11 protein-coding genes are annotated in these 13,561 nt (G+C 69.6%); 10 read left to right on the top strand and 1 reads right to left on the bottom strand.

Features of this window, described 5'->3' with window-relative positions; translation table 11 throughout:
• The first annotated feature begins 7 nt into the window (after positions 1-7).
• The 9 genes from ACFVHY_RS03950 (at position 8) to ACFVHY_RS03910 (ending at position 11,546) form a co-directional block, all read left to right on the top strand.
• The gene (locus ACFVHY_RS03950) at positions 8-1,081 is read left to right on the top strand and encodes an FAD-binding oxidoreductase (protein WP_390268581.1); all 1,074 of its coding nucleotides are present in this window, start codon (positions 8-10) and stop codon (positions 1,079-1,081) included.
• 13 nt (positions 1,082-1,094) lie between these two features.
• Complete coding sequence (locus ACFVHY_RS03945; protein ID WP_226512729.1) at positions 1,095-2,354, top strand: sarcosine oxidase subunit beta family protein; 1,260 nt, start codon at positions 1,095-1,097, stop codon at positions 2,352-2,354.
• Positions 2,355-2,379: 25 nt separating this feature from the next.
• Entirely contained in the window at positions 2,380-2,688 is a 309-nt protein-coding gene (locus ACFVHY_RS03940; protein ID WP_390268578.1) for a sarcosine oxidase subunit delta, read from the top strand.
• Positions 2,685-5,522: an FAD-dependent oxidoreductase gene (locus ACFVHY_RS03935; RefSeq protein WP_390268575.1), complete on the top strand. Its 2,838-nt coding sequence runs from the start codon at positions 2,685-2,687 to the stop codon at positions 5,520-5,522. Before ACFVHY_RS03940 ends, ACFVHY_RS03935 begins: the two co-directional genes overlap by 4 nt.
• The gene (locus ACFVHY_RS03930; protein WP_390268572.1) at positions 5,515-6,114 is read left to right on the top strand and encodes a sarcosine oxidase subunit gamma; all 600 of its coding nucleotides are present in this window, start codon (positions 5,515-5,517) and stop codon (positions 6,112-6,114) included. The genes ACFVHY_RS03935 and ACFVHY_RS03930 overlap by 8 nt, the downstream gene beginning before the upstream one ends.
• Positions 6,115-6,123: 9 nt before the next feature.
• Positions 6,124-6,972: a formyltetrahydrofolate deformylase gene (gene purU / locus ACFVHY_RS03925; protein ID WP_390268569.1), complete on the top strand. Its 849-nt coding sequence runs from the start codon at positions 6,124-6,126 to the stop codon at positions 6,970-6,972.
• 41 nt (positions 6,973-7,013) lie between these two features.
• Entirely contained in the window at positions 7,014-9,470 is a 2,457-nt protein-coding gene (locus ACFVHY_RS03920) for an FAD-dependent oxidoreductase (RefSeq protein WP_390268566.1), read from the top strand.
• Positions 9,471-9,577: 107 nt separating this feature from the next.
• Positions 9,578-10,393 carry an IclR family transcriptional regulator gene (locus ACFVHY_RS03915; RefSeq protein WP_068972052.1) on the top strand — a complete coding sequence of 272 codons (816 nt, stop codon included), beginning with the start codon at positions 9,578-9,580 and terminating at the stop codon, positions 10,391-10,393.
• Between the two features lie 58 nt (positions 10,394-10,451).
• The gene (locus ACFVHY_RS03910; RefSeq protein ID WP_390268562.1) at positions 10,452-11,546 is read left to right on the top strand and encodes an XdhC family protein; all 1,095 of its coding nucleotides are present in this window, start codon (positions 10,452-10,454) and stop codon (positions 11,544-11,546) included.
• Between the two features lie 14 nt (positions 11,547-11,560).
• Here ACFVHY_RS03910 and ACFVHY_RS03905 read toward each other — a convergent pair whose 3' ends face one another.
• Entirely contained in the window at positions 11,561-12,292 is a 732-nt protein-coding gene (locus ACFVHY_RS03905; protein WP_390268559.1) for an enoyl-CoA hydratase, read from the bottom strand.
• 53 nt (positions 12,293-12,345) lie between these two features.
• Here ACFVHY_RS03905 and ACFVHY_RS03900 point away from each other — a divergent pair, with 53 nt between their 5' ends.
• On the top strand, positions 12,346-13,515 hold the full coding sequence (locus tag ACFVHY_RS03900; protein ID WP_390268556.1) for an NAD(P)-binding domain-containing protein: 1,170 nt from the start codon (positions 12,346-12,348) through the stop codon (positions 13,513-13,515).
• The last annotated feature ends 46 nt before the right edge of the window (positions 13,516-13,561 follow it).

Below are 13,561 nucleotides of genomic sequence, written 5' to 3'. Positions count from 1 at the left end.
AGCGACCATGGCCGACAACATCTTCCTGCAGTGCGTGTCCCGCACCGACACCACCCGGGACATGGCGACGTTCACCTTCCGGGTCGCGGGCGGGTCGCCGTCGCGCTCCGCTGCCGGGGACCCGGCCAGCGACCCGGACGACCACCGGACCTTCGTCTTCGCCCCCGGTCAGTTCCTGGCGATGACCGTGGAGATCGACGGCCGGCCCGTCCAGCGCTGCTACAGCATCTCCTCACCCCCGACCCGGCCGGGGGGCCTGTCGATCTCGGTGAAGCGCGTGACCGGGGGCCATGTCTCGAACTGGTTGCACGACAACATGGTCGAAGGCATGATGATCACCGCCTCCGGACCGCTGGGTCGATTCACCTACACCGCTCGTCCGGCCGAGAAGTACCTGTTCGTCTCGGCCGGGAGTGGCATCACGCCGGTGATGTCCATGCTCCGATCGGTCACCGACAGCGAGTCCCCGCTCGACATCGCCTTCGTGCACAGTGCGCGCAATGTCGACGACATCCCATTCCGGGACGAACTCGAGGAACTCGCCCGTCGGCATCCGAACGTGACACTGGCGTTCGCGGCGACGCGCATGGCCGCCGGCGACTTCCCCGACTGGACCGGACACCGCGGGCGCATCGACCGCGCGATGCTCGAACGGGTCTGCCCCGACCTCGGTGACCGCGAGGTGTTTCTCTGCGGCCCCGGGCGTTTTCGCAGCGAGGTGCGCGGCGCACTGGTGTCGGCCGGCTCGGCTCTCGCTCGGATCCACGAGGAGAGCTTCGGGTTCAGCCTGCCCACCGATGACGAGTCGGAGTCCGACACCGGCGTGGTCGTCGCTTTCTCCCGACGCGCCCGGCGGGTCACCGTGAGTCCCGGCACCACGATCCTCGCCGCCGCCGCCAAAGCGGGCGTCACCCTGCCATCGACGTGTGGTGTGGGCCTGTGCGGTTCCTGCAAGGTCCGCAAGATCTCCGGCGACGTGGTCATGAACCACCAGGGCGGTATCCGCCCACGAGAGATCGCGCAGGGCAAGATCCTGCTCTGCTGCGCCGAACCCCTGTCCCCGGTCGTGATCGATTTCTGAGGGAGACCCGACGATGACAAGCCAGAAGACACCGCGTCCCGCGGGCACGGCGCCCCCGGGCGCCCACCTCCCCCACCACCCCGAGTTCCTCTGGCGCGCACCCGAACCCAAGTCCTCCTACGATGTCGTCATCGTGGGAGGCGGCGGTCACGGTCTCGCCACGGCCCACTACCTCGCCCGCGTCCACGGCATCACCGATGTCGCCGTCCTGGAACGGGGTTGGCTGGCCGGCGGCAACATGGCGCGCAACACCACCCTGATCCGATCCAACTACCTCTGGGACGAGAGCGCCGGGATCTACGAGCACTCGCTGAAGCTGTGGGAGGGTCTCGAGGACGAGCTCGGATACCCCATCCTCTTCAGCCAGCGCGGCGTACTCAACCTCGCCCACACCGAACAGGATGTGCGCGACAGCATCCGGCGGGTGGAGGCCAATCGGCTGAACGGCATCGATGCCGAATGGCTGGATCCCAAGCAGGTCGCGGAGGTGTGCCCGATCGTCAACACCTCCTCCGACATCCGTTATCCGGTGCTGGGCGCGACCTTTCAACCCCGTGGCGGCATCGCCAAACACGACTACGTCGCCTGGGGTTTCGCCCGCAGCGCCAGCGATGCGGGCGTCGACATCATCCAGAACTGCGAGGTCACCGGGTTCGTCACCGACGGCGACCGGGTGGTCGGCGTCGAGACCACCCGGGGCCGCATCGCTGCGGGCACCGTCGCGCTGTGCGCCGCCGGACACACCTCGACGCTCACCGACCAGCTCGGTTTCCGGGTTCCGATCCAGAGTCATCCGCTGCAGGCCCTGGTGTCCGAACTCCTCGAGCCCATCCACCCGACCGTGGTGATGTCGAACGCGGTGCACGTCTACGTGTCCCAAGCCCACAAGGGTGAGCTGGTGATGGGCGCCGGGGTCGACTCCTACAACGGATACGGGCAGCGCGGCGCCTTCCACATCATCGAGCGTCAGATGGCTGCCGCGGTGGAGCTGTTCCCGGTGTTCGGGCGGGCCCGCCTCCTGCGGACATGGGGCGGGATCGTCGACGTCACCCCCGACGCCTCACCCATCGTCGGTGCCACCCCGTACGAGAACCTCTACCTCAACTGTGGTTGGGGCACCGGCGGATTCAAGGCGACCCCGGGCGTCGGTTGGGCGCTGGCGCACACGATCGCCACCGGCAGCCCGCACGCCGTCAACGCACCGTTCACTCTCGACCGGTTCGTCACCGGCCGCCTCATCGACGAGCACGGCGCGGCCGCCGTCGCCCACTGAACCCGCCACCGCCGAGGACACCACGATGCAGATGATCCGCTGCCCGCACTGCGGGCCCCGTGAGGAAACCGAGTTCCACTACGGTGCCGCGGCCGGTGTCGCCTATCCCGAGCGACCCGCCGACCTCGACGACACCGCGTGGGCACACTACTTGTTCTTCCGGCCCAATCCCAAGGGGTCGATGACCGAACGGTGGTGCCACACCACCGGGTGCCGCCAGTGGTTCACCGTCGGGCGCGACACCCTCACCTACGCGTTCACCGACGAATCGGCACCCTCGCGATCCGGCGCCGGCACGCCGTCCTCCCCCGCCGAACCCGGAGCAACCCGATGAGCACCTCCGCCCCCGACATACCGCTCGCCCAACCATTCCGCACCGGATCGGGCGGGCGAATCGACCGGAGCACGCCGATCGACTTCGTCTTCGACGGGGTCACCTACCGTGGCTACGCGGGCGACACCCTCGCGTCGGCCCTGCTCGCCAACGGGGTGCGGGTGGTCACCACCAGCGTCAACCTCGGGCGCCCGCGCGGCGTCACCGGAGCCTGGGCCGAGGACGCCACCGCGCAGGTCGGCATCGACGCCCCGTTCGTGGAACCGATGGTGCCGGCCACCACCGTCGCCCTGTGTCCCGGCCTCGTCGCCCATGGCGTGCCCGGCTGGGGGAAGCTCAGCAGCACCGTCGACACCGCCCGGTACGACTCGCTGCACCACCATCCGGACGTGCTCGTCGTCGGTGCCGGCGCCGCAGGGCTGATGGCGGCGATCAGCTGTGCCCGCGCCGGTGCCCACGTCCTCCTGGTCGACGAGCGCGGCGAACCCGGCGGCCGCACTCCCGGCGCCGGATGGGTGGCCGAAGCCGTCGCCGAGCTCGATGCCCACCCGAACGTCACGCGTCTGACCCGCACCACCGCGTTCGGCGCCTACGACGACGGCTTCGTGCTGGCCGTCGAACACCGCACCGATCACCTCGGTACCGATGCGCCCGCATACATCTCCCGGCAGCGGGTGCACCGCATCCGAGCCCGACGTCTCGTGCTCGCGACCGGCGCGCACGAGCGGCCGATCGTCTTCGCGGGCAACGACCTGCCCGGCGTGATGCTGGCCGGCGCCGGCGGCGACTACCTCAAGCGCCACGGGGTCCGGGTCGGCCGGACGGCCGTGGTCTTCACCGCGTGCGACGCCGCCTACACCGCGGCCTTCGCACTCGTCGACGCCGGCGTCTCGGTTCCCGCCGTCGTCGACGTCCGCCCGACGGTCAGCGCGGACCTGCGCGAGGAGGCCGGCCGCCGGGGCATCGCCATCCTGCCGGACACGACCGTGCTTCGGGCGCACGGCACGGACGGGGTCACCGGGGTCGACCTGAGCAACGGCTCCTCGGTGGCCTGTGACACCGTCCTGGTCAGCGGCGGTTGGAATCCGGCGGTACACCTCTGGAGTCAACTGCGCGGAACCATCGCCTTCGACGACCGAGCCGCGACCTTCCTGCCCACGGGAACCGTGTCAAAGACTGAGATCGTTGGTGCCGCAGCGGGTTCGACCACCCTGGGCGACTGCCTGGCCGACGGTCGACGCGGTGCGGTGGCGACTCTCGCCGGACTCGGTATGGCGCCACCGGAGTTGCGCGCCATCCCGCGCGTCACCGAGCGGATTCCGGCCGCGCCGGCCGTCTGCTGGTACGTGCCCGGCAGTCCCGACGACGACACCCTCTCGTTCGTCGACCTCCAGCGCGACGCGACCGTCGCCGACATCGCCCGGGCGCTGGGTGCCGGGATGCGATCGGTGGAACACGTCAAGCGCTACACCACCATCGGCACCGGGCACGACCAGGGCAAGACCTCGGGCATCGTCACCTCCGGCATCGTCGCGGAGATGCTCGGCATCCCCGTGAACGACGCCGGCACCACCACCTTCCGTCCTCCGTACACCCCGGTGACCTTCGCCGCGCTCGCCGGACGTGATCGCGGCGACCGGTACGACCCGGTGCGGCGGACCCCGATCCACGACTGGCACGTCGAGCGCGGCGCCGTCTTCGAAGACGTCGGCCAGTGGAAACGGCCGCGGTACTACCCTCGTGGCGGCGAGGACATGCATGACGCGGTCCTCCGCGAATGTGCCTCCGTACGAACGGGAGTGGGTATCCTCGACGGCTCGACCCTCGGTGTGATCGATGTCGCCGGGCCCGACGCCCCGGCGTTCCTCGACCTGCTCTACACCAACATGATGAGCACCCTCGCGGTCGGCAAGGTCCGCTACGGCGTCATGTGCGGCGCGGACGGCATGGTGTTCGACGACGGCACCGTGATGCGGATCGCCGACGACCGCTACACCGTGTACACCACGACCGGCAACGCCGCGGCCGTCCTCGACTGGATGGAGGAATGGCATCAGACCGAGTGGCCGGACCTCCGGGTGTGGATGACCTCGCTGACCGACCAGGTGGCCACGTTCCCGGTGGTCGGCCCACGCTCGCGCGACGTGGTGGGCACCGTGTTCCCCGATCTGGACGTCTCGAACGATGCGTTCGGGTTCATGACGTGGCGGGACACCACCTTTCGCGGCGTGCCCGTGCGGATCGGGCGGATCAGCTTCTCCGGGGAACTCGCCTACGAGGTGAACGTCGGGGCCGGTTATGCCCAGGCGGTGTGGCAGGCACTCATCGACGCCGGTGAACCGCACGCCATCACCCCCTACGGGACCGAGACGATGCACGTCCTGCGCGCCGAGAAGGGCTATCCCATCATCGGCCAGGACACCGACGGCACCGTCACGCCCCACGACCTCGGGATGAGCTGGGCGGTCTCGAAGAAGAAGCCGGACTTCATCGGCAAGCGATCATTCGCGCGTGAATCCGCGACGGCGCCCGACCGCAAGCACCTCGTCGGACTGCTGCCGGTCGACGGCAGCACCCGGCTCCCCGAGGGTTCGCAGATCATCGCCCACCGCGTCGACCGCACCCTGCCACCGCCGCCGGTGCCGATGCTGGGGCACGTGACGTCGAGCTATCGCAGCGCCGAGTTGAACCGCCCGTTCGCCCTCGCCCTGGTGAAGGGCGGTCGCGACCTCATCGGCACCCGGCTCGACGTCCCCATCGGCGACACGCTGTGCGAAGTCGAGATCACCACAACCGTTTTCGTCGACGCGGAAGGAGCCCGACGCGATGGCTGACACCACCGTGCATTCTCTGCCGGACAACGGCGCCCTCGAACCGGTTTCGCCGTTGCAGCACTGGTCGGCGAGGTTCGCCGAACTGGCCCCGGCCGTACTGCTGCGCCCGACACCGGTGGCGCAGACGGTGATCCGACCGACTGAACCCGCCGCGGCGGAGCAGCTCGACCTGCCCGGTGCCTGCCGGATGACGCGCGACGGGGACACCACGGTCGTCTGGCTGGGTCCTGACGAGTATCTCGCCTACGCGGCAGGCATTGCACCGCACGAGTTCGCCGCGGCGATGGCCGACCGTGCGCAGGGCGGCGCGTATGTCGCCGATGCCTCCGGCCAGCGCACCCGCCTCGTCGTCGGCGGCCCGCACGCCGAGACGATCCTCGCCCACGGTTGCGCGATCGAGCTGTCTCCGAGGAGCTTCGGGCCCGACGACGTGGCCCAGACACTGCTGGCCCAGGCCGCGGTGATCGTGCATCGCGTTCCGGACGGATTCGCCCTCCTCGTCCGCAGCTCCTACGCCGACTACCTCGCCGCGTGGCTCGTCGACGCCGCCACCGAGTACGCCATCGTGCCCGCTCCTTCCCCGCTGCCGTAGAGGAACCCCATGTCTCATCGATTCACCCTCACCCTGCGATGCCCGTCGCGCAGCAGCGTCACGCACGCGATCAGCTCGTTCCTCTACAGCCACGGTTGCGAGGTGCTCGACCATCAGCAGTACGACGACCCGATGACTCACACCCTGTTCGTGCGAACCGAATTCGCGTCCGCCCACGAGTCCGGCTCGCAGCAGCTGTCGGCAGCCTTCGATCATCTCGCCACCGGTCTGGGCGCCGAGTTCTCGATCAACGACCAGACACCGCAGCGGATCCTGGTGATGGTCTCTCGACTCGGGCACTGCCTCAACGACCTGATCTTCCGCTGGCGGTCGGGCACTCTCGGCGGCGAGCTCGTCGCGGTCGCCTCCAACCACACAGACCTGGCCCCGATGACCGAATCGGCCGGCCTTCCGTTCCACCACCTCCCGGTCTCCCCGGAGACCAAGCCGGCGGCCGAGAACGCGATGCTCGACCTGGTGTCGTCCTACGACGTCGATTTGGTCGTCCTCGCCCGGTACATGCAGATCATCTCCGACGAGACCTGTTCGGCCCTGCGTGGCCGGGCGATCAACATCCATCACTCGTTCCTGCCGGGGTTCAAGGGCGCCAAGCCCTATCACCAGGCGCACCAGCGCGGCGTCAAATACGTCGGCGCCACCGCGCACTACGTGACCCCCGACCTCGACGAGGGCCCGATCATCGAGCAGGAGGTCATCCGCATCGACCACACCCACGATCCCCGCCGCCTCGCCACTGTCGGCAGCGACGCCGAGGCGCTGGCCCTGTCGCGTGCCGTGCGGTGGCACAGCGAGTACCGGGTGCTGATGAACGGGACCAGCACCGTGGTCTTCACCTGACCAAGCCCTGACCCACACCTGCCCGAAAAGGATTGTTCCCCATGGCTGCACCGAAAGTCGTGATCGTCGGCGCCGGCATCGTCGGTACCTCACTCGCCGACGAGCTCACCGAGCGCGGTTGGACCGACGTCACCGTCCTCGACCGCGGCCCGCTCTTCGCCACCGGCGGGTCGACCTCGCACGCGCCGGGCCTCGTCTTCGCGACGAATCCGTCCAAGACGATGACCGCGCTCGCCTCCTACACGATCGAGAAGTTCTCCGCGCTCGCTCATCCCGACGGCTGGTGCTTCAACCCGGTGGGCGGACTGGAACTGGCCACCACCCCGGAACGGTGGGAGGACCTGCATCGCAAGGCCGGGTGGGCGGCCGCTCGTGGCGTCGAACACCGACTCGTCGACCCCGCGGAATGCGCTGCGATGCATCCGCTCCTCGAACGCGATGCCGTCCTCGGCGGGCTGCACACGCCGAACGACGGCCTCGCGAAAGCGTTGCGCGCGGTCGAGGCCCAGGCCCGCCGCGCGATGGCGCGCGGCGCCGAGTTCCGTGGCGGACAGGAGGTGGTCGACGTGGTCGAGGCCAACGGTGAGGTGCGTGGGGTCCGCACCACGACCGGAGTCGTCGACGCCGACATCGTGGTGTGCTGCACCGGTTTCTGGGGCCGCGAGTTCGGCCGCCGGGTGGGACTGACCATCCCCCTGGTCCCGATGGCACATCAGTACGCGATCACCACGCCGGTCGACTCCCGCCGCGGCGTCAATTCCGCCCTGGCCGAGGCGACGCTCCCGATCCTGCGCCACCAGGACCGCGACCTGTACTACCGCGAACACGGCGACCGGATCGGCATCGGCTATTACGGTCACCGGCCGATGCCCTCGGACGTGGGCGACCTGGACCACGACACCGCGATCACATTGGCCGACATGCCCTCCAAGCTCATGTTCACCCCGGAGGACTTCGACGACGCGTGGCAGCACTCGGTGGCCCTGCTACCCGAACTCGGCAACGGCAAGGTCGAGGAGGGCTTCAACGGGATCTTCTCGTTCACCCCCGACGGCCATTCCGTCATGGGCGAACATCGCGACCTGGCCGGTTTCTGGGTCGCCGAGGCCGTGTGGGTGACCCACTCGGCGGGCGTCGCGAAGACGATGGCGGAGTGGATGATCGACGGCACTCCCGGTATCGACGTCCACGAGACCGACCTTTACCGCTTCGAAGACGACGCACTCACCGACGACTTCATCCTCACCACGAGTTCGCAGGCCTTCGTGGAGGTCTACGACATCATCCACCCGCACGATCAGCGCAAGGCCCCGCGCAACGTGCGTCTCAGCCCCTTCCACGATCGCGAGGCCGAACTCGGAGCGGAATTCTGGGAGAGCGGACTCTGGGAGCGGCCCGCCTGGTACGAGGCCAACCGTCCGCTGCTCGATCAGAAGCTCGCCGACGGGCTCGTCATACCGGAGCGCGACAGCTGGTCGGCCCGGCACTGGTCGCCTGTCTCCGTCGCCGAGGCGGCGCATACCCGCAGCCACGTCGCGATGTACGACATGACCCCGCTGACCCGGTTCGAGCTGTCGGGTCCGGGTGCGCTCGCCCTTCTTCAACACCTCACCACCAACAAGATGGACAAGTCCGTCGGTTCGGTGACCTACACGCTAATGCTCGACGAGAAGGGCGGCATCCGTTCGGATCTGACCGTCGCCCGGCTCGCCGACGACGTGTTCCAGGTGGGCGCCAACGGTCCGCTGGACTTCGACTGGATCAGCCGGCACCTCCCGGCGGACGGCTCGGTCGTCCTGCGCGACATCACCACGGCCACCTGCTGTCTCGGTCTCTGGGGCCCGCTGGCACGCGACGTGCTGGCACCGCTCACGCCGGCCGACCTCACCAACGACGGCCTCCGCTACTTCCGTGCGCTCACCACCACCGTCGCCGGAATCCCGGTGACCCTGATGCGTGTCTCGTACGTGGGCGAACTCGGTTGGGAGATATACACTTCCGCGGCCGACGGACCGGCGCTGTGGGACGCGGTGGCAGCGGCGGGCGATCCCCACGGCATCATCGCGGCCGGCCGGATCGCCTTCAACAGCCTGCGGATCGAGAAGGGTTACCGGGCGGCCGGTTCCGACATGACCACCGAGCACACGCCCGCTGCTGCCGGGCTCGGTTTCGCCATCCGCAAGACCGCGGACGACTTCCTCGGCCGCGCCGCCCTGGCCGAGCGTGATGCGCCGAACACTCTGCGCACCCTGCGTTTCACCGATCCGGCGGCGGTCGTCCTGAGCAAGGAACCGGTATCGGTGGGCGGCCGGGTCGTCGGCTACGTCACCAGCGCCGGGTGGTCGGCGACGGTCGGCGCGTGCCTGGCCTACGCCTGGTTGCCCGCCGACCTCCCCGACGACACCTCGGTCGACGTCGCCTACCAAACCACCCATCACACGGCCGTCGTCATCACCGACCCGGTGGTCGATCCCCAGATGACCCGGATCCGGAGATGAGCGGTTCCGGGTACCCACCGACGCCCGTGACCCGCCCGGGACGGCTTGCCGCGGTTCGCGACGCGGTTCCGGTCCCACCCGCCCCGACCGGTACCCTGGGCGCTGCGATGACTGAGCAGAGTGCGGAGACCGAACGTCCGGGGGGCGCGGTCGATCGGGCACTGCAGGTGTTGGAGCTCATCGGGTCCGCCGGGTCGGCCGGCATCACCGAACTCGCCGTCGAGCTCGGCGTCCACAAATCCACCGTCTCCCGAATCGTCTCGTCACTCGAGGCACGCGGTTTCGTCGAGCAGGTACCGGACGGTCGCAAGTACCGGATCGGCCTCACGGTGGTCCGCCTCGCCGGGTCGACGATGGCAACCCTCGACATGACCAGATGTGGGCAGGACACCTGTGACGCGCTGGCCGCGCAGACCGGTGAGACCACCAATCTCGCCGTCCTCGCCGAGTCGCAGGCCATCAACGTCGTCGAGGCCAAAGGACCGTCCGCGGTCGCCCTCCGCACCTGGGTGGGCCAGGCCTCCCCCGCTCACGCGACGTCCTCGGGGAAGGTCCTGCTCGCCGGTCTGTCCGAAGACGAGGTGCGCGAGACCTTCGCGGGCGGGTTGACCAGGTTCACCGACCACACGGTCGTCGACATCGACGACCTCGTCGCCGACCTGCGCGAGGTCGAGCGCCGGGGTTGGGCGATGGCGGTGGAGGAACTCGAGGTCGGCCTGGTGGCGATTGCCGCACCGGTACGCGATCACACGGGCACCATCGTGTGGGCCCTGAGCGTCTCCGGCCCGCGCTATCGGCTCGACCCGGACGACACGGAGGAGCTGACCGCGACCGTCGTCTCTGCGGCCGCCGATCTCAGCCGCATGTTCGGCTACCGTGCGGCGGGTTCGGCCAGCGCCCCCGGGATCATCGAGAAGTCGTGACGTCGGCCGGCCGCCGCCCACGTGGCCGCAGTCGGGGAGATCTGGTCCACTGGAGTACATGCGCGACGTCCTGCGGTCCCTGACCGAACTCCTCGACGGCGACGACGCGCGTCCGGTGGCACTCTGCCGGGTCGTCGGCGCGTCGGGATCGGCACCCCGCGAGCTCGGCGCGGCCATGATCGTGACCGAGGACGACACCGTGATCGGTTCGGTCTCCGGTGGCTGCGTCGAATCAGCTCTCGTGCACACCGCCCGCGACGTCCTCACCGACGGGGTCGCGATCGTCGAACAGTACGGCGTCGACGATCCCGACAGTTCCGCGCCGGGTCTGACCTGCGGCGGGCAGATCGAGGTTCTCGTCGAACGTGTCGCACCGAGCAGCGGTCGGCGCGGCCAGCTCGACCGACTCGCGGCGGCGATCGACGCCGGCGAACCCGTCTCGTGGGCCACGACCCTCACCGACGAGACCGACTGGTACTTCGCCACCGCCGCCTCACAGCAGCCGTGGCGCCGCCTCGACCGCGACGTCGCCGATCTCCTCGCCACCGGCCGGACCGGCCTGATCGGCGTCGACGACTGCGATGCCCCGTCCGACGAACGTCCCCGGACCTTCGTGCAGACCTTCGGGCCGCCGGCCCGGTTGATCCTGGTCGGCGCCAACGACTTCGTGCGTGCACTCAGTTCTTTTGGGGCCGGTCTCGGCATGCGGGTGACGGTCGTCGACGCACGACCGGTGTTCGCCACCCCCGAACGCTTCCCCGACGCCGACGAGGTCGTCGTCTCCTGGCCGGATCGCTATCTGGAGGAACAGATCCGGGACGGCCTGGTCGGTCCGTCGACCGCGGTCTGCGTGATGACGCACGACCCGAAGTTCGACGTCCCGACCCTGCAGGTGGCACTCGGCTGCCGGCAACTCGGCTTCGTCGGTGCACTCGGGTCGCGGCGGACGGTCGCCGATCGCGACCAACGCCTCCGCGAGGCAGGCGTCGACGACATCCGACTCGACCGGCTGCGCTCACCCCTGGGCCTCGATCTCGGCGGACACACCCCGGGCGAGGTCGCAGTCGCCATCGCGGCGCAACTCATCGCCGAGCGGCACGGCGCCACCGGCGCACCGCTGCACGCCGGCGACGGACCGATCCACCGCCGGTAGCGTCGACCTCCGGGTCAGGACCCGGTGAACCGCGGCGGACGCTTCTCGGCCCGGGCCGCGCGGCCCTCCCGCAGGTCGTTGCTCTCCCACGCACGCATCATCGCCGCCGCCCGATCCTCGGGCGCGGCGTCGCGCGCACCGTCGCCGTTCAGGACGAGCTTGTAATGCTGCAGCGTCAACGGGGCGAGGCCGGCGATCGTGTCCGCCCAGTGCTGCGCGTCGGCGAGGTCGCCGATGCGGTTGGCGAACCCGAGTGCGTGCGCACGGTCGGCGGTCAGCGGATCGCACCCGATCAGCATCCCCCGGGCCTGCCCCGCCCCCACCAGCGACACCAGGCGTCGGATGGTCCATTCGTCAACGGCGACACCGAGTTTCGCCGCCGGTATGCCCGCGATCGCATCCGGTGCCATCACCCGGAGGTCGGCGGCCATCGCCAGCTGCAATCCTGCGCCGATCGCGGAGCCGTTCAGCGCCGCGAGCACGGGCACCGGGGATGACTCGATCTTCTTCAGCGTCCCGACGAGGGTGTCGAGGAAGCCCTTCTCGTACACGGGACCGGACAGGTCGGCGCCGGCACTGAACACCGGCCCCCGCCCGGTCACCACGATGGCGCGTGCGCCGGACCCGAGTGCGGCGTCGAACGCATCGGAGAGGCCCGCGAGCATCTCGTCGTTCAGGGCGTTGCGCTTGTCGGCCCGGTCCAGCTCGATCGTGACGACCGCCCCGTCGGTGGTGGAGTGAATCATGGGCCCCAACCTACCCACCGCACCCATTCGACACGTCGTGACAAGGTGGGGACGTGCAGATCTCCCCGGCCGGCGCAGCGCCCGCACCGCACTCGGATGTGTTGATCATCGGCGGCGGACAGGCCGCACTGTCGGCGGCCTATTTTCTCGAGCGGTTCGGCCTCGGCGATCGCTACCAGATGCTCGACCACGCCCCCGGGCCCGGCGGCGCCTGGCAGTTCCGGTGGCCGACGCTCACCCTCGCCACCGCCAACCGCGTCCACGACCTGCCGGGGTGGGGCCTCGTCGAGGCTCTCGGCCTGGACTGTGACGAGCTCCCGGCGGCCACCGCCGTCCCCGAGTACTTCGGGCGGTACGAGGAGAAGTTCGGCCTGACCGTGCATCGACCCGTGCACGTGCGCGCCGTACGCCGGGAGGACGACGGTTTCCGCGCCGAGCTGGGCGACGGCGGGTCGGTCACCTCGAAACTCATCGTCAACGCCACCGGCACCTGGGACCGTCCGTTCATCCCACATATCCCCGGGGTCGCCGATTTCCGCGGCAGGCAGCTGCACACGCACGACTACACCTCGCCCGCGGAGTTCGAGGGCAAGCAGGTCCTGGTCGTCGGCGCGGGCATCTCCGCCATCCAATTGCTGATCGAGATCGCCCGGGAGGCGCCCGGCAGCGAGACGTTCTGGTGTTCCCGGCGCGAGCCCGTCTTCAACCCGGAACCGTTCACCCCTGAGCAGGGGCGCGAGGCCGTCGCCCGCGTCGAACGGCGGGTGCGCGCCGGGCTCCCGCCCACCTCGGTGGTGTCGGTGACCGGGCTGGCACTCACCCCCGCGATCGCGGCCGCGCAGCGCGACGGAATCCTCGCGTGGCGTCCGATGTTCACCCGCATCACCGAGACCGGGGTGTGCTGGGACTGCGACGGACCATCCAGCGACTCCCCCGATCACCCGGACGTCCCGGAGCACCTGGATGTCGACGTCATCTTCTGGAACACCGGTTTTCGCAGCGCCATCGACCATCTCGCCCCGTTACGCCTGCGCGCGCCGGGGGGCGGCATCACGATGTCCGGCCGCCTCGCGACGATCGTCGACGCCGATCCCCGGATCCAACTGCTCGGCTACGGCCCGTCGGCCTCGACGATCGGGGCCAACCGCGCCGGGCGGGAGGCAGCACGGGTCGCGGCCGAGCTGCTCGGGGTGCCCTCACGCTCTTCTGGGAACACGGCGTAGTTGCCACCACTTGACAAGGTGTTGTGTTTTCACAACACTGAGTCAG

The sequence above is a fragment of the Gordonia sp. NPDC127522 genome (assembly GCF_042672305.1).
In the GTDB taxonomy this organism is placed as follows: domain Bacteria; phylum Actinomycetota; class Actinomycetes; order Mycobacteriales; family Mycobacteriaceae; genus Gordonia; species Gordonia hongkongensis.
Note: the sequence above shows the minus strand (reverse complement) of the source record. Positions and strands in the feature narration are given on the sequence as shown.